Genomic DNA, 16,402 nt, shown 5'->3' on the forward strand with positions numbered 1-16,402 from the left:
GGAGAGACCTGGATATAGTCCTTCGACCTGGATATAGTCCTTCGCGTTGACATGGCCTTCGCTCAGCACCCGGTAGACCGGCTGGCCGTGGTCCAGCAGGTGCACGCGCCCGCGCCCGATATCGTAGTGCGAATCGAAGTGGACGACGCCGACCTTGCCCTTGCCGTAGACATCGGCGGCGGCGGCGACATTGGGATATTCAAGGCTGTGATCGCCGCCGATCACGATCGGGATGGCGCCGGTCTTCGCGATTTCCGCCACGACTTCGCGGACATGGTCGACGCTGCGCTCGGTGGAGTTCTGGTCCACGGCGATGTCGCCGTAATCGACGATGTTCAGCTCCGCGTTGGGGCTGATCATCGAATACATGTCATTGCCGCCGGCGCCGCCGGTCATGCGCAGGGCGCGTGGACCGTCGATGGCATTGCGCCAGCCCGAACCCATGTCGAGCGGGGCGCCGACGATGGCTACGTCCACCTTGCCCGCCTTGAGGTCCTCCGGCGTCCAGGCGACCGGGGCATTGGCGAAGGTGGCGAATCCGCCGCCATAGCCGCCGATATAGCGCCCGAGGTCCACCGGCCCGGCTTCGCGCCTGGGATCGAGCGAGGTGGGGCGGCGCAGCTTCCAGGCGTTGAACCAGGGCGAACTGGTGTCCAGCGGGATCGCCAGCTTGTCCCGCTCGGCCTTGTATTCCACTTCGGCGGAAAGTGCGTAGATCGCATCGATATAGGCGACCAGTTCCTGCGCCGGCATCGCCCGCACGCGTTCGAACAGCTTGTCCTTCTCGACATAGCGGCCGTCATGCCGCTTTTCACGAAGTCCAGCTTTTCGGGCGCGAGGACGGAAAGCTTCTGCGCCACGTCCTCCGGCAGTTCGAGCGGCTTGGGTTTCCCCATGTCGTCCTCGGCCGGCATGACCGGCGCGGGCGTGGCCGCGTTACGCGTGGGAATGTCTGCGGTCAGCGCTCCGGCTACCGCTGCCGCGGCTGCCAGGCTCCAACCTGTGACGGCGCTGATTGACGTCATGGCCCCAATGTCTCCGGGATCACTCCCGCCCCTTAGCGACCCGCGCCGGGCTGGTGAATGAATCTGAAAAGGAATGTCGGATCGACGCCGCGAAGAAGGCAGCAAATCGGCCGCCCGCCCAATGGGGCATTTGACGTAGATGGCGGAATTCCGCGCCTCTCGGGCCGGGTACGTCAAATGACCCATTACCGCTCCGCGAAGGCACCCATAGGTTTCGGGCACATCGAAAAACAAGTCGCGTCCTCCGCAAGGACGCAGGGAACCGCGCAAGCGCCGGGTCCTCGGGTTGCAACACTTGCCAGGCTGCAAAGGCCGGCACGCTCATCGCCATCCATGTCCCGGAGAGGATGCCCGAAGCGGGAGGAAACAAAACCAACATAGGGGGTTCTGCATGTCGAACAGCGCCAAACTGAAGATCGGGCTGCTCTGCGCTACAATGATGTCCACGTCGCTGGCCGCCGCGCCGGCCCATGCCCAGTCCACCGCACCCGCCGCCGCGGAAGACACGGCGGATGACGGCGCCATCATCGTTTCGGCCACGCGCCGCAACACCACGCTTCTGGAAACGCCGATCAACATCGCGGCGATCGGCTCGGCCGAACTCGCCAGCGAGCACATCGACGACATGCGCGACCTCGGCGCCTTCACGCCGGGCATCACCATCACCGACACCGGCCCGCGCGGCGCCGGCACCGTGGTCATGCGCGGTCTTTCCGCCAGCGATTCCAGCGCGGGCGGCAACAACACGGACAACTCGATCGGCATGTACCTGGGCGACGTGCCGCTCTACACCGACTTCAAGCTGATCGACCTCAACCGCGTCGAGGTCCTGCTTGGCCCGCAAGGCACGCTTTACGGCCTCGGCACGCTGGCGGGCGCGATGCGCTACATCCCCAACCGCCCCGACCCGACGGCGTTCTCCGGCGAAGTCTACGGCCGCGCCTACGACGTCGCCCATTCGAGCGGCCTGGGCTATTCGGGCTACGGCGTGCTGAACATCCCGATCGTCCGGGATTCGATCGCCTTCCGCACCGTCACCGGCTACTACAACGACCCCGGCTTCATCGACTATCCGTTCCTGCTGAAGCAGCCGGGCGTCTCGATCCCGCAGCCGGGCAGCGCTTCCAACCCGATGGGCACCGAAGCCCAGCAGGACGCCAACTTCGCGGGCAAGAAGGACCTCAACTACGAGAAGACCTTCACCACCCGCAACCAGCTCGGCTTCGTCTCGCCGGACTTCCAGGCCTATCTCACTTACGCCTTCCAGCAGACCAAGACGGGCGGCCGCCAGGCCACCGGCGCCGGCGTGGTGGGCGAAGGCAAGTACGAGGCCCCGTGGCGCTACGAGGAACCGTCCAAGCGCCAGTCGCACCTGCTGTCGCTGGAAATGAGCGGCAACGTGGCCGATATCGCGCAGGCCGTGTTCACCTCGTCCTACACCAAGACCAAGCAGCGCCAGTCGAACGACAACACCGACCTGCTGCTCGATCTCGACTATGGCTACGAGCTGTTCCCCGCATTCTCGAGCTATTCGCCCTCGGTGGCGACCCAGTCGCAGTACACGCAGGAAGTCCGCCTCGTCTCCACGCACGGCGGCCCCTTCAGCTGGGTGCTCGGCGGGTTCTGGAACCGGCTGAAGACGACCTCGGATCGCCAGGAAATCGTTCCCGGCTACCCGGCCTGGGCCGGTATCGACCGTCCCGATGAAGTGGAATACGCCTCCTACGTCGATACCAAGACCGACGAGAAGGCGATCTACGGCGAAGGCACCTTCCACATCACCAAGGAATGGCAGGTCACCGGCGGGCTGCGCTACTTCAAGTATGCGGCCGACGTGACCGGCGGCACCGCCCTGCCGCTGGGCCAGCCCTATCCGCAGATCAACTTCCGCTCGCGCTCCGGCTCGACCGGGGACGACGGCTTCGTCTGGAAATTCAACACCTCGTACAACATCACGCCCGACATGATGGTCTATGCCACCTATTCGAAGGGCTACCGCATCGGCGGCGTCAACCGCGTGGCGCCCTGCGTGGTGCCGCTTCCGGCCGGCCAGAACCTCTGCGCCCTGCCCGACGAGCTGTTCTTCGGCCCCGACAAGGTCAAGAACGCCGAAATCGGGTTCCGCGCCCAGGTGCTCGACAACCGCCTGACCTTCAATCTCTCCGGCTTCTACATCAAGTGGCAGGGCATCCAGCTTGACGGCCAGACCGTCAACGGCGCCATCGGCATCACCACCAACGGCGGCGCGGCGGTATCGAAGGGCGTGGACTTCTCGTTCACGGCGCGTCCCATCGCCGGCCTCAACATCCGCGGCAACTACTCCTACCTCGACGCCCACCTGACCGAGGACGTGCCCGACTTGCTTTCCGTGGCGGGCGGAGACCTCGTGAGTGTCTACGACGCGACCGCCTGCCGGGCTCCGCCAAGAACTCGGGCGCGCTGGGCGTGACTTACGACTTCCCGATCGGCGCCAATTCGATGGTGCTGGGCTGGACGGCGACTTACACCGGCGGCATCTACACCCGCCCGGGCCTGCGCGGCGGCGGCGAGCGTCTGCCGTCCTACGTGATGCACCGCGCCAATGTGACCTACAAGACCGACGCCTACGAGATCGGCCTGTTCGCGAACAACATCTTCGACAAGTACGCGGTCACCGGCGTCAGCAACGACCTGACCCGCTACGGCCTCGTCAACGACGGGATCGTGTCGCGCTACTATGCCCGCTCGGTCGCGCAGCCGCGCGTGATCGGCATCGAGGGCCGCGTGAAGTTCTGACGATCATCCCCGATCGCCAACGCAGGAGGGCGGGGCCGCGACATGCGGTCCCGCTTTCTTCGTTTCCGGCCCGAAGCGATGAAACCATGACGCGGTGAATGGGAAAACCGGTCCGCCAGGACGGTTCAGCCTGCCTCGATCCCCAGCCCTTCGAAGAACGCCCGCACCTCGGCCATCCCGGCCTCATGCGTCTTCCACCGCCCGATCCCGTCGGCATTGAGCCGGCGGCGGACCTGCGCCGCGCTCGGCGTCGCCACGGCAGCGCGGTTCTCGTGGAAGGACAGGCACGCCGCGTCCCACGGCAGGCCGCAGTGCTCCAGCAGGCGCCGCGTCTCCCGTTCCTGCCCGGCCACCAGCGCCTCATATCCCAGCGAGAGCACGCGCCCCGGATAGTGCCGCTCCCACAGCGCCATCAGCCGGTCGAACCGCGCATAATAGCGTGCCGTGTCCATGAGGTCGTAGGAATAGGCGTAAAAAGGCGAGGATGCCGCGAAGAGATTGCGGACATTGCTCCACACCGTGTCCATCGGCGCCCGGCGCAGGCAGACGATCCGCGCATTCGGCAGCGCCCGCAGGATATGCCCGATATTGAGGAAATTGGCAGGCAGCTTGTCCACGAAGCGCGGCTTGCCGGCGGGGCGGTGATGGGCCGCGCGGGCGGAATAGAGCCGGCCGATTTCCGCCGGATCGGCGCGCATGGCGGCCGCGATCGTCTCGGCATCGAGAACCTTGCGCGAAGGTGTGGCGGCGGCTTGCTTGATCGCCAGCGGCATGGCCTGCAATTCCCCCGCCGAGCCGACTTCCGGGTGGGAGGAGAGGATGCGGTCCACCAGCGTCGTCCCGGTGCGCGGCATGCCGACCACGAAGATCGGCGCCGGATCGGAATGGCCCGGTGCTGCCGCAGGCACATCGGCGAACGCCGCCTCAAGGGCATCGAAGATCGCCTCGTCCTGCGCAAACCGATAGCCCGTGGCGCGCTTGTGCCCGGCATTGGCGGCCGAAAGCGCGGCGAAAGCCCGTTCGGGCTCGCCGATATCCTCCAGCTCCTTGGCCAGCGCATAACGCAGGCGCAGCAGGTCTTCCGGGGCACTGGCGCGCGCCGTGGCCGCCTCCAGCCGCGCTACATGGTTGTCCCCGCGGGTCTGGCGCGAAAGGATCGAGAGCGCATAATGCGTGCGCGCATCGCCGGGATCGGCCTGCAGGATCGTCTCGTAGTGTCCGCGCGCTTCCTCGACCCTGCCGGTAAAGCCGCAGGCGGCCGCCAGATTGTAGCGATAATCGAGGTTGGCCGGCTCCTGCCCCGCCGCCGCCGCAAAAGGCGCCAGAGTGGCCTCGTGGTCGCCCAGCCGCGCCAGTACGCAGCCCAGCGTATCGAGCGTGCGCGCATCGCTTCCGGACGCGGCGAGCCCGGCCCGCGCCGCTGCCGCCGCCTCGCCGTCGCGGCGCAGCAGGATCAGCAGCCGCGCATATTGCGCAAGGTATTCGGGATTGGCGGGCTCGCGGCCGAGCGCCTGCTCGATCAGCGGCACGGCCCTGGCCACCTGCCCCGTCTCCGCAGCGATCAGCCCGACAAGGAAATAGCCTTCCGCCTCGGCCGGTCGCGACTGGACCTGTGCCTGCGCCGCCGCCATCGCGCCCGGCAGGTCGCCGCGAGCAAGGGCGGCCCGCGCTGCGTTCACGCGATCCCCAGGCTGAAGCCGGCCACGCGTTCGATCGCCCAGAAACAGCCCACGATCCCGGCAAAGTAGAGCGCGGCCCGGCGCACCGGCTCGCTCCGGTCGAAGATCCCCGCCACCGCCATCACGCCGAGCACGGCGGAAACGAACAGCAACTGGCCCAGCTCGACGCCGGCATTGAAGAACAGCAGGCCGCTCGCCCGCTCACCCGGCGCAACGCCGAGTTCGCGCAGCACCGTTGCGAAACCGAGGCCGTGAAGCAGGCCGAACCCCGCCACCACGGCAAGCTGGCGGCGGGCGCTGGGCCGGATCGATCTCGCCGCCGTTCTGCCGGGTCATGATCGCCTCGCGCGCCATGAAGGCGATGGACAGCGCGATCACCGCCTCCACCGGCGGTACCGGCACATGGATCACGTCGAAGAACGCCAGCGCCAGGCTGAGCGAATGGCCGAGCGTGAAAGTCGTTACCAGCGCCAGCAGGAAACGTCCCCGTGCCAGCAGGCACAGGCAGAGCACGAAACAGAGGTGGTCCCAGCCGCCCAGGATGTGGACCACGCCCTCGACCGTATAGTAGCGCGCCACTTCGGGCAGCGGCCGCGCCTGCGGCGCGGTGTCGGCCAGCGGCAAAAGCAGCCTGTCGCCGTCCGACTGGAGCGGCATCTTCACCATCGCCCCGCCCAGCGCCGACGTGAACGTACCGCCGTCCACCCCCCACGGGGTGACGATCTGCGCTTCGGGCGGGAAGCCGCCCTGGCAGGTGAAACGAATGGCATAGCGCACCACCACCGCCTCCACGAACCGCTCGCGGTCCGTTTCCGCGCAGCCGGTCGGCAGGCCCAGCGCATCGTTGCTGGCCAGCACGTTGGGCACGCTGGCGGTCAGTTCGTAAGTGCCGGGATCGCTGCCGCGCTGGAGCGTGAACTCGCCGACGCGGAAAACGTCCGCCATGGCCGGTGCGGGCGACAGGCCGAGGGCAAGCAGGAGAACGGCAAGGAAGCGCAGCACGTCAGGACTCCACATGGACCGCGTAATCCTGCCGCAGCCGCGCGATTTCCCTGCGCACTGCCGTGCCGGTCTGGTCAGCCTGATAGTCCTGCTTCACTTGTTCGCGGGCGTCGGTGTAAGGCAGCAGCTGGTCCTTGCCCCGTGCCGTCACTTCCACGAAGTGCCACCCGCGAGAGGAACGCAGCGGCCCCGCCCACTTGCCCTCGGGCTGCTTTTCCACGCTGTCCAGGAAGCTTTCCCCGAACATGCCGCGCAGCATCGAAATTCCGTATTTCGACAGATCGTGGCCCATCCAGAATTCATCGCCGGCAACGCTGCCGCCCCCGTTCAGCTTCGCCAGCACGGCGGCGGCATCGGCGGGCTTGCGTTCGAAGAAGACGTGCTTCAGCGAAACCCATGGCTCGGCGCGGTAGAGGTCCTGGTGGCCGGCGTACCAGGTCATGAGCTGTCCTCGCTCGGTTCCGGCGGCGCACCGCTGATCATGAAGCGCACGCGGTCGATCAGGCGCTGCTTGGTGGTCTTGTCGGTCATGTGCATGCCGCGCTGCACCGCCTCGCGGAACAGCAGTTCGTTGCCGACGTAATCGTCCACCAGCTTCTGCCGCGCCCGGGCATCGGGCTGGTGCCCGGTCATCAGGCTGTAGTCGTCATCGAGGCTGCGCTGCACCGAAAGCGGCACCTCGATCGTCTCCTTGCGCCCGGCAACCGCCCAGTAGAGCGCGAAGATCGCACCCGCCGAGATCAGGAAGACGACGAAGGGATCGCGCGGCGCCCGCTGGCGAATGGCGGCGATCATGTGACCCATTGGCTGCGAAACCCTTTACCCCCGCCCCGGAACGGAGCCGATCCTTGGGCAGGAAGCTACGCCAGCGGGGGGCCAGTGCCCCCTACGTCAAATGACGCATAGGCAGTGCGCGGGCGCGGGAATCAGGCCGGTGCCGACAGATCGACCGGCAGGCTGCGCACCCGCCGTCCGGTTGCCGCGAAGATCGCGTTGACCATGGCCGGGATTACCGGCGGCAGCGCCGGTTCGCCAAGGCCGGTGGGAGGATTGTCGGTCGTGACGAACTCCACGTTGATCTTCGGCGTCGCGTCGATGCGCTGGAAGGGGTGGGCATCGAAGTTCTGCTGCTCCACCACGCCTGCGACCTGCGTGACGTTCTGCCCCGCCAGCGCCTGCCCCAGCCCCTCGATCACCGAGCCCTGCACCTGGTGCAGCGCGTTGAGGGGATTGACGATCTGGCTGCCGACATCGCCCGCCGCCCACACTTCGTGAACCGCGACCTGGCCTTCCGAAACGGAAACCTCCACCACTTCGGCGAAGTATCCGGCATGGCTGAAATAGAAGGCAAATCCCTTGCCGCGCCCTTTCGGCAGCTTCGCGCGGCCCTGCCAGTCGGCCATCGCCATCACTTTCTCGATCACGCCGCGCGCCCGCCCCGTCTGGAACACCGGCCCGCGCCCTTCGCCCGGAAGGCTGCGCGGCGCGCCCAGAAGTTCCAGCATCAGCGACGGCAGGTCCTTCCCTGCCGCTTGCGCCACTTCATCGAGAAAGGCCTGCGAAACGAAGCCGAGCGCATTCGATCCCGGCGCCCGCAACCAGCCGGCGGGCAGGTTGGTGGCCAGCAGGGTCTGTTCGAGCAGCACCGCATCCACGAGGTTTGCCGGCACCAGCGCAGCGGGCAGTTCCCCCGCGCGGGTCGGTGTGCCGTCCTTGCCGAAGCTGACCGCATGATCGCGCAATCCCACCAGCCGCCCCTGCCCGTCAAGCGCGGCGGCAAAGGCGTGCCATCCTGCCGGACGGTAGAAATCGCGCCGGAAATCGTCCTGCCGGGTATAGAGCAGCTTCACCGGCGTGCCCGGCACCCTGGCGGCGATCGCGGCGGCCTGCACCATGTAGTCGTTCATCAAGCGCCGCCCGAAGCCGCCGCCGATCCGCGTGAGGTTAATGCGCACCTTGTCCGGCGCGATCCCCAGCGCCTTGGCTACCAGCCCGCGTCCGCTTTCGGGGTTCTGGGTGGGCGCCCATATCTCGACGGCGCGTCGCGGAACAGGGCCGTGCAGTTTTGCGGCTCCAGCGTGCCGTGCGCCAGGAATGGATATTCATAGCGCGCCGTCACGGTTTTCGCCGCTCCGGCGAACACCGCATCGATATCCCCCTTGCGCAGGACTTCGCCCGCCCCCGCACCCTTGAGCGCTTCCGCGGCCTGAACGGCATAGCCCTGGGTGGAGAACCCCAGCTGCGTGCTGTCGTCCCACTCGGCCCTCAGGCTCTCGCGTGCCTTGTTCGCGGACCAGAAGCTCTCGGACAGGATCGCCACCCCGTCGAACAGCGATTCCGCCTGACCGTCTCCGGCGATGGTCACGACGTGGCGCACGCCGGGCAAGGCGCGCACTTCGTCGAGATTGGCGCTCTTCAGCTTGCCGCCGACCGCCGGACTGGTTTCCAGCACCGCGTGGAGCATGCCCGGTTGCCGGTGGTCGATCCCGAACAGGGGCTGTCCCGCGACGATGGCCGGTGTATCGACACCGGGAATCGGCTTGCCGATCACGCGAAAGTCCGCCGGGTCCTTGAGCTTCAGCGAGGCGGGGTCGGGAACGGCCAGAGCCGCGGCGATCGGGGCGAGATCGACATAGGCCACCGAACGGCCAGAGCGCCGGTCGGTGACGATGCCGCTGCCGGTTGTCAGGCCGTCTTCCGGGACATTCCATTGGCGGGCCGCCGCCGCCACCATCATGGCCCGCGCCGCCGCGCCCGCCTGCCGCATCGGCAGCCATTCGCGCGGCGTGGTGCGGCTTCCGCCCGCGCTCTGCGCGCCGAACAACGACTGGTCCGCGTGTGTCTGCTCGACCGTGACCTGATCCCAGTCCACGTCGAATTCCTCGGCGATCATCATCGGCAGCGAGGTCTTGGCGCCCTGCCCGATCTCGGCGTTCTTCCCGCCGATCACGAAGCGATTGCCGGGCAGGATGCGAATGAAGGCGGTGAGAACCCGGGGTTCTCCGGCCGATGCCTGCGCGGCATGGGCCGGCAGCGGGATCGCAATATCCAGGAGGAGACCGCCGCCGGCCAGCAGCGAGGCGCCGACGAAGCGGCGGCGTGAGATATCTGCTGCCATCATGCCGCTGCCCCCCGGGCTTTGGCGGCGGCCTTGATACCGGCGCGGATGCGGACATAAGTCGAGCAGCGGCAGAGATTTCCGGCCATGGCCGCGTCGATGGCGGCATCGTCCGGATCGGGCGTCTCGGTAAGCAGCGCCACGGCGCTCATGATCTGGCCCGCCTGGCAATATCCGCACTGGGGCACGTCGAGCTCGCGCCAGGCCGCTCCCACGCGGCGTCCTGCGTCAAGCGCGGCCACGCCTTCGATAGTGGTGACCGACTGCCCTCGATCGCGCCTACCGGCGTCAGGCAGGAACGGATGGCGGCACCTTCGAGATGGACGGTGCAGGCCCCGCAGAGCCCCGCGCCGCAGCCGAACTTGGTGCCCGGCAGGCCCATGTCCTCACGCAGGGCCCAGAGCAGCGGTTTCTCCGGATCGGTGTCGAGTTCCCTCGCTGCGCCGTTCAGCGTGAAGCGGATTGCCATGTGCCCGTTGCCCCCTCAGTCGTTCCGTATCGATATGCCCGCGCGCGACGCTACCTTACCTGTCCCGCGCCTTCGAGCTTCTTTCGCATCTCCGCATTCTTCGCCGCGCTGCCGCCGCCCGCCGCGCGAACGGCGGCCACTTCGGCCGGAGTAAAGGGCTTGCCTCCCTTGCCCACCCAGTTTGAGCGCGGCGGCGACATCGGCGTCGGGCAGGCGGCCGAAAGGCATCATGGCCCCGCGGATCGGCTTGCCATCACCGTGATCGCGCCGGACTGGCCGTAAAGCACGGTGGAGATCAGCCACTGGCGCGCATCCTTGCTGCCCGCCATCGGCCCCACCCGCCCGGAAAGGCGCGGGAACATGCCCGGCATGCCGCTGCCGTCGGCCTTGTGGCAGGACTGGCAATTGGCCGCCCAGGCCTTTGGCGCGGCCTGCGCCCGCAGCGGGGCGGGATGCGCCGCAAGCCCCGCCAGGAGCGCCGCGCCCGTTATCCCTGCGCCTGTCATGAGCGCACCTGCGGCCACCGCCATCGACCGCATCTTGCTGGCAATCACGTCACGATACTCCCTGAAACCTGTACTTGCCGAATGTCCTCGTCCGCCGGTGCCGCGCCTTGTCCTACTGCCGCCAACAAGGCTTCCAGCTGTTCCCTGCGCTGCACGGTGCCGCGGGCAAGCAGGTGCCCGTTCGGATCGATCAGGGCCGCGGAAGGGACCGGGCCGATGTGGAAGTCCTCTCCCACGGCGGCGTCCAGAATGATGTCGTCCGCGCCGAGGCCGCTGCGTGCGATCAGCGCGGCGTAGTCCTCCCGCTGACCGTCGCCAAGCAGCAGCAGGCGCACTTCGGCGTCCGCGCACAGTTCCACCGCATCGCGCACCACCGTCTCGCAGAGCGCGGAATCCGCCTCTATGAACAGCAGCAGCAGCAGGCGCGGATCGCGGCTGAGGCCGCCGATCGTCAGCGTCTCGCCCGAAACGGCCGGGGCGCTGACGATCGGCGCCGTTTCACGCTCGCGCGCATCGCCGACAAGGGAGATCCGGTCTACCGGGGTGAGCGACTGGCGGGTGAGCCGCAATTGCCGCCGCATCGCCAGGACGGCGACCGCGAGCAGGATGACGCCAAGCCCGAACAGGAACAGCAAAGCGACTAGCATGACCGGCCCATCCTAGGAGGGCGGAGCAAATCGCAGCATACGCCGTTTGACGTAGGGCGTTCCGCAAACCGGGCGCTACAAACGATGTCAGTGGTTTTCGCAAAGGAACGTCCTCCCGCGCTTCGCCCTCACGACGCGGGGCACCGGGCGTTCGCCATCTTTGCCGGATTTTCACTCTGACGAAACTACAAGGGAGGTTCGGACCCCGCGTCCGGACCTCCTTTTTTGTCCGCGTCCGGCCCCTTCCCGGCCCCCCTACGTCAATCGCCCCATTGCCGCACAGCGCCCCCTCCCCGCACTTCCCAGCCCATACGAGGCCAGAAGACGGGGGTACTTAGTGAACGCGAAACGCAAGCTGCTGGCAGGGGCATGCGCTCTTGCGGCCATCCTTTCCGGCGCGGTCATCGCGCAGACCGACCGGCCGGAGATTCCCGCCGCACTGGAAGCCAGGATCGGCGGACTGACCAAGGAAAAGCGCGAATTCCTCGTCTCGGACAAGGCCGAAGGTTTCGCCGGTTCGTTCGACAAGCTGTTCCAGCGGCTTTCCACCAAGACCCCGCAGGAAATCGACGCCTATATCGAGGCGATGATGGATTCGGTGGAAGCGGCCAAGTTCCATCCCGGCAAGGACATGGGCGAAATCGCCCTCGATACCGAGAACGAGGATTTCAACGGCTGGAAGGCCATGCGCCCCAAGGGGCTCGATCCCCGGCGCGAACCGGGGCCCTTCGAACTGAGCTACTACGCCAATGGGCGCGGTGCGGGCATGTATGCAGGCGGCATCGCCACTTTCGCGGGCGCCCCGGTGGCGATCTATCCGGACGATCTGGTCGCCGGGAAAGTGGACGTGGCCATCGTCGGCGCGCCGCTCGACATGGGCTCGGGCTATCGCGGGGCCAAGGGCGGCCCCTCTGCCATGCGCAGCCAGTACGGCGCGGGCGGGGTGGACATGTACACCATGGTCGATCCCAGCAAGGAGCTGAACATCGTCGACTACGGCGATATCGCCATCGACAACATGAGCACCGAACGCAGCGTCCAGCATGTGCGCGAACGCGTGGCGGAAATCGCCCGGACCGGCGCCATTCCCTTCATCGTGGGCGGCGACCACAGCCTGGAATATGCCGACGTGGCCGGCCTGGCCGACGTTCACGGCAAGGGCAGTTTCGGCGTGGTCCACTTCGATTCGCACTATGATGCGGGCAAGGGCGGCGTCCACTTCATCACGCATGGCGCCCCGGTCTACCGCGCGGTCAAGGAAGGCCACGTGCTGGGCCGGAACTACATCCAGGTCGGCCTGCGCGGGTCGTGGCCGGGTGCGGAAGGCTTCGAATGGATGCGCGACAACGGCGTGCGCTATCACGCGATGCCGGAAGTGGAGAAAAGCGGCTGGCAGGTCGTCATGGAACGCGCGCTCAAGGAAGCGCGGGAAAGCGGCAAGAAGCTCTACGTCTCGTTCGACGTGGACGTGCTGGATCCGGCCTTCATTCCCGGCACCGGCACCCCGGTTGCGGGCGGCCTGACCATGCGGGAGGCGATCCCCATCGTGCGCCGCCTCTGCGCCGAGAACGAACTGGTGGGCTTCGAGATCGTCGAACTGGCCCCCGTGCTCGACCCGACATACCGCAGCGCGCTGAACGCCAACACCATCATGCACGCCTGCCTGACCGGCGTGGCCATGCGCAGGAAGGGCATCAGGCAGCTAGGCTACCTGTCCGACCTGACCACCGAGCATGGCCAGCCCGGTAACGGAGAACGCGCGGCAAAGGCCGGCAAGGCGGAAAAGATCGATCCGAACTTCGGCCGCCGCAAACCGATCTGAACCGATCGCAGGAAGCCTCGTCCCGGATCGGGGACGGGACGAGGCCCGCTCCTGCAGAGATCCGCGCGATTCACGTGGGCCTCCCGCCCATACGTCAAATGCCCCATGCCCCGTTTTCCCGCCGCAAGCGTAGCTAGGCCATGGTCGCAAACCTCCTTAACCGCCCCGCAGAAGCCGCGCCGCCCGCGCGGTCGCGGTTGCAGCGGGTGGACGGCGCCGCGATGGTGCACTTCGGCCCTCGCGGCCTGCGCGACCTCAGCCAGATCGCCCCGGCGCGCCTGCTGTTTCCCGATGGCGACGCGGGCGAATTCCCGCTTGCCGTCACCGTCACCACCAGCGGCGGGCTGACGGGGGGAGACGGGCTCGCGCTGGACATCAAGGTGGACGACGATGCCGCCGCCACGGTGATCCCCCAGGCAGCGGAAAAGATCTACCGCGCCCTGCCAGACGACCCGCCGACCCGCATCGAGACACGCATCGCCCTTGGAGCGGCCAGCCGCTGCGAATGGCTGGCGCAGGAAGCCATCCTGTTCGACCGCAGCCACATGCGCCGCTCGCTGGAAGTGGACATGGCGGCAGATGCGCGCCTGCTCGCCAGCGAGATGATCGTGCTGGGCCGGGGCGCCATGGGCGAAACCTTCGAGAGCGGCCTCATCCACGATTCATGGCGCATTCGCCGGGGCGGACGGCTGATCTGGGCGGACACGCTTCACATCGGCGGCGACGTGGCCGGAACCGCCGCCCGCCCCTTCGGCTTCGGCGGTGCAAGTGCGGTTCTCACCCTGGTCTACGTCGGCCCGGACGCCGCCGATCATCTGGAGCGCGCCCGCAACGCTGATCCCCGCCCCGCACGGCGGCGCAACCTGTTTCGACGGCATGCTGATCCTGCGCATGACGGCGCCGGATCCGCGCCGGGTCCGCGATATCGCGCTTCGCTGCGCGGAAATCCTGAGGTCCGCCGTGTTCGGCCTCTCGCCACGCCTTCCCTCCATCTGTTACTGCTAGGGCCAATGAACCTCACCGGTCGCGAAAAAGACAAGCTCATCATCGCCATGGCTGCCATGGTCGCCCGCAGGCGGCTTGAGCGGGGCGTGAAGCTCAACCATCCCGAGGCCATCGCCCTCATTTCCGATCATGTGGTGGAAGGCGCGCGGGACGGGCGGCCGGTGGCGGAACTCATGGCCAGCGGCGCCCATGTCCTCACCCGCGACCAGGTGATGGACGGCATTGCCGAGATGATCCACGACATCCAGGTCGAGGCGACCTTCCCTGACGGCACCAAGCTCGTCACCGTGCACAGGCCGATCCGATGATCCCGGGCGAAATCATCCCGGCCGAGGGCGAAATCGTGCTGAACGAGGGGCGCGAGGCGATCGCCCTGTCCGTGGCCAATACCGGCGACCGGCCGATCCAGGTCGGCAGCCATTATCACTTCGCCGAGACCAATCCCGCGCTATCCTTCGATCGCGAGGCGGCGCGCGGATATCGGCTCGACATCGCCTCGGGCACGGCGGTCCGCTTCGAACCGGGCCAGACGCGCGAGGTCAAGCTTGTTCCCTATGCCGGCGCGCGCCGCGTGTTCGGCTTCCGCGCCGCCGTGATGGGAGACCTCTGATGCCGGTGACGATGAACCGCCGCGCCTATGCCGGGATGTTCGGCCCCACCGTGGGAGACCGCGTGCGGCTGGGCGATTCCTCGCTGCTGATCCGCATCGAGGAAGACCGCACCGTCTACGGCGAGGAAGTGAAGTTCGGCGGCGGCAAGGTGATCCGCGACGGCATGGGCCAGTCGCAGATGACCCGGGCCGAAGGTGCGCCCGATACCGTCATCACCAATGCGGTGATCCTGGATCACTGGGGAATCATCAAGGCCGACGTCGCCCTGCGCGACGGGCGGATCAGCGCCATCGGCAAGGCGGGCAACCCCGACGTGCAGCCGGGCGTGGACATTCCCATCGGCCCCGGCACCGAGATCATCGCCGGCGAGGGGCGCATCCTCACCGCCGGGGGGATCGACGCGCATATCCACTTCATCTGCCCGCAGCAGGTGGAAGAGGCGCTGAATTCCGGGATCACCACGATGCTGGGCGGCGGCACCGGCCCGGCGCACGGCACGCTCGCCACCACCTGCACGCCGGGTGCATGGCACATCGGCCGCATGATGCAGGCGCTGGAATCGCTGCCGATGAACTTCGGCCTGTTCGGCAAGGGCAATGCCTCCACCCCCGCCGCGCTGGAGGAGATGGTTCGCGCGGGCGTATGCGGGCTCAAGCTGCACGAGGACTGGGGCACCACGCCCGCCACGATCGACTGCTGCCTCAAGGTGGCGGACGAGTACGACGTGCAGGTCACGCTCCATTCCGATACCCTGAACGAAGGCGGCTTCGTGGAAAGCACGATCGCCGCCTTCGCGGGCCGCACCATCCACGCCTTCCACACCGAAGGGCGGGGCGGCGGCCATGCGCCGGACATCATCCGCGTGGCAGGCCTGCCCAACGTGCTGCCCTCCTCCACCAACCCGACCCGGCCCTACACCGTCAACACCATCGAGGAGCACCTCGACATGCTGATGGTGTGCCACCACCTCGATCCCCGCATCGCCGAGGACGTGGCCTTCGCCGACAGCCGCATCCGCAAGGAAACCATCGCGGCGGAAGATATCCTTCACGATCTGGGCGCCTTCTCGATGATGTCGTCCGACAGCCAGGCGATGGGCCGCGTGGGCGAAACGGTGATCCGCTGCTGGCAGACCGCCGACAAGATGAAGCAGCAGCGCGGCAGCCTTGGCCCTGACGATGCCGATTCCGACAATTTCCGCGCGAAACGCTACATCGCCAAGTACACCATCAACCCGGCCATCGCCCACGGGATCAGCCATGTCGTCGGCTCGATCGCGCCCGGCAAGCTGGCCGATCTGGTGCTGTGGTCGCCCGCCTTCTTCGCGGTGAAGCCGGACATGGTCATCAAGGGCGGCGCCATCGCCGCCGCGCCGATGGGCGATGCCAATGCCAGCATTCCCACGCCCCAGCCGGTCCATTACCGGCCGATGTTCGGCGCGCTGGGCGCGGCGGGGGTGGCCTCCTCGCTCCACTTCGTCTCGGCGGCGGGGATAGAGGGCGGCGTGGCGGAGCGCCTGCAGCTCCAGCGCCCGCTGGAAGCCGTGCGCAACACGCGCGGCGGCATTTCCAAGGCATCCATGGTGCTCAACGACGCGATGCCGCATATCGAGGTCGACCCCGAAACTTACGAGGTCCGTGCCGACGGCGAACTGCTCACCTGCGAACCGGCGAAAGTGCTGCCGTTTGCCCAGCGCTATTTCCTGTTCTGATGGGCCTCCCCTCTCGTCATGGCGAGGAAAAG

The 16,402-nt window shown here is 67.4% G+C and carries 16 protein-coding genes and 2 pseudogenes; 7 read left to right on the forward strand and 11 right to left on the reverse strand.

The window, feature by feature from the left end; all coding sequences use genetic code 11:
• A partial coding sequence (locus ADT71_RS16425; RefSeq protein ID WP_231635943.1) for an arginase family protein occupies positions 1-753 on the reverse strand: 753 nt, incomplete at its 3' end.
• Between the two features lie 663 nt (positions 754-1,416).
• Between ADT71_RS16425 and ADT71_RS16435 the strand changes: the two genes are divergently transcribed.
• The gene (locus tag ADT71_RS16435; RefSeq protein ID WP_369818285.1) at positions 1,417-3,474 is read left to right on the forward strand and encodes a TonB-dependent receptor; all 2,058 of its coding nucleotides are present in this window, start codon (positions 1,417-1,419) and stop codon (positions 3,472-3,474) included.
• Positions 3,471-3,800, forward strand: coding sequence for a hypothetical protein (locus tag ADT71_RS35805; RefSeq protein WP_369818286.1), 330 nt, complete (start codon positions 3,471-3,473; stop codon positions 3,798-3,800). Before ADT71_RS16435 ends, ADT71_RS35805 begins: the two co-directional genes overlap by 4 nt.
• 125 nt (positions 3,801-3,925) lie before the next feature.
• On the opposite strand, the gene ADT71_RS16440 is transcribed toward ADT71_RS35805, so the two are convergent.
• From ADT71_RS16440 to ADT71_RS16480, 10 genes and pseudogenes are all read right to left on the reverse strand, one after another.
• The gene (locus ADT71_RS16440) at positions 3,926-5,431 is read right to left on the reverse strand and encodes a sulfotransferase (RefSeq protein ID WP_082370410.1); all 1,506 of its coding nucleotides are present in this window, start codon (positions 5,429-5,431) and stop codon (positions 3,926-3,928) included.
• 44 nt (positions 5,432-5,475) lie between these two features.
• Positions 5,476-5,757: a HupE/UreJ family protein gene (locus ADT71_RS35045; RefSeq protein WP_369818287.1), complete on the reverse strand. Its 282-nt coding sequence runs from the start codon at positions 5,755-5,757 to the stop codon at positions 5,476-5,478.
• The gene (locus ADT71_RS35050; protein ID WP_054438553.1) at positions 5,681-6,496 is read right to left on the reverse strand and encodes a HupE/UreJ family protein; all 816 of its coding nucleotides are present in this window, start codon (positions 6,494-6,496) and stop codon (positions 5,681-5,683) included. Before ADT71_RS35050 ends, ADT71_RS35045 begins: the two co-directional genes overlap by 77 nt.
• Positions 6,483-6,923, reverse strand: a complete 441-nt coding sequence (locus tag ADT71_RS16455; RefSeq protein ID WP_054438555.1) for a peptidyl-prolyl cis-trans isomerase — start codon at positions 6,921-6,923, stop codon at positions 6,483-6,485. The genes ADT71_RS35050 and ADT71_RS16455 overlap by 14 nt, the downstream gene beginning before the upstream one ends.
• On the reverse strand, positions 6,920-7,285 hold the full coding sequence (locus ADT71_RS16460) for a hypothetical protein (protein WP_156336629.1): 366 nt from the start codon (positions 7,283-7,285) through the stop codon (positions 6,920-6,922). The genes ADT71_RS16455 and ADT71_RS16460 overlap by 4 nt, the downstream gene beginning before the upstream one ends.
• Before the next feature lie 122 nt (positions 7,286-7,407).
• Positions 7,408-8,583 (reverse strand): xanthine dehydrogenase family protein molybdopterin-binding subunit, encoded by a 1,176-nt coding sequence (locus ADT71_RS33810; protein WP_369818289.1) that lies wholly within the window; start codon positions 8,581-8,583, stop codon positions 7,408-7,410.
• Positions 8,466-9,602, reverse strand: a complete 1,137-nt coding sequence (locus ADT71_RS33815; protein WP_231635944.1) for a molybdopterin cofactor-binding domain-containing protein — start codon at positions 9,600-9,602, stop codon at positions 8,466-8,468. The genes ADT71_RS33810 and ADT71_RS33815 overlap by 118 nt, the downstream gene beginning before the upstream one ends.
• Positions 9,599-10,068: pseudogene (locus tag ADT71_RS16470) on the reverse strand ((2Fe-2S)-binding protein). Before ADT71_RS16470 ends, ADT71_RS33815 begins: the two are co-directional and overlap by 4 nt.
• A gap of 227 nt (positions 10,069-10,295) precedes the next feature.
• Positions 10,296-10,622, reverse strand: a complete 327-nt coding sequence (locus ADT71_RS16475; protein WP_054438559.1) for a c-type cytochrome — start codon at positions 10,620-10,622, stop codon at positions 10,296-10,298.
• Positions 10,619-11,221 (reverse strand): hypothetical protein, encoded by a 603-nt coding sequence (locus tag ADT71_RS16480; RefSeq protein ID WP_054438561.1) that lies wholly within the window; start codon positions 11,219-11,221, stop codon positions 10,619-10,621. Before ADT71_RS16480 ends, ADT71_RS16475 begins: the two co-directional genes overlap by 4 nt.
• 337 nt (positions 11,222-11,558) lie before the next feature.
• Between ADT71_RS16480 and ADT71_RS16485 the strand changes: the two genes are divergently transcribed.
• The 5 genes and pseudogenes from ADT71_RS16485 to ureC all read left to right on the forward strand — a co-directional run bounded on the left by ADT71_RS16485 (position 11,559) and on the right by ureC (position 16,370).
• Positions 11,559-13,043 carry an agmatinase family protein gene (locus tag ADT71_RS16485; protein WP_054438563.1) on the forward strand — a complete coding sequence of 495 codons (1,485 nt, stop codon included), beginning with the start codon at positions 11,559-11,561 and terminating at the stop codon, positions 13,041-13,043.
• Between the two features lie 221 nt (positions 13,044-13,264).
• Positions 13,265-13,828, forward strand: a pseudogene (locus ADT71_RS33820) (urease accessory protein UreD); the annotation flags it as partial.
• 225 nt (positions 13,829-14,053) lie between these two features.
• Positions 14,054-14,356, forward strand: coding sequence for an urease subunit gamma (locus ADT71_RS16495; protein WP_054438565.1), 303 nt, complete (start codon positions 14,054-14,056; stop codon positions 14,354-14,356).
• Positions 14,353-14,658: an urease subunit beta gene (locus ADT71_RS16500; protein ID WP_054438567.1), complete on the forward strand. Its 306-nt coding sequence runs from the start codon at positions 14,353-14,355 to the stop codon at positions 14,656-14,658. Before ADT71_RS16495 ends, ADT71_RS16500 begins: the two co-directional genes overlap by 4 nt.
• Positions 14,658-16,370, forward strand: coding sequence for an urease subunit alpha (gene ureC, locus ADT71_RS16505; RefSeq protein WP_054438568.1), 1,713 nt, complete (start codon positions 14,658-14,660; stop codon positions 16,368-16,370). Before ADT71_RS16500 ends, ureC begins: the two co-directional genes overlap by 1 nt.
• Positions 16,371-16,402 lie beyond the last annotated feature (32 nt).

This window comes from Novosphingobium sp. ST904, assembly GCF_001298105.1.
GTDB lineage: Bacteria > Pseudomonadota > Alphaproteobacteria > Sphingomonadales > Sphingomonadaceae > Novosphingobium.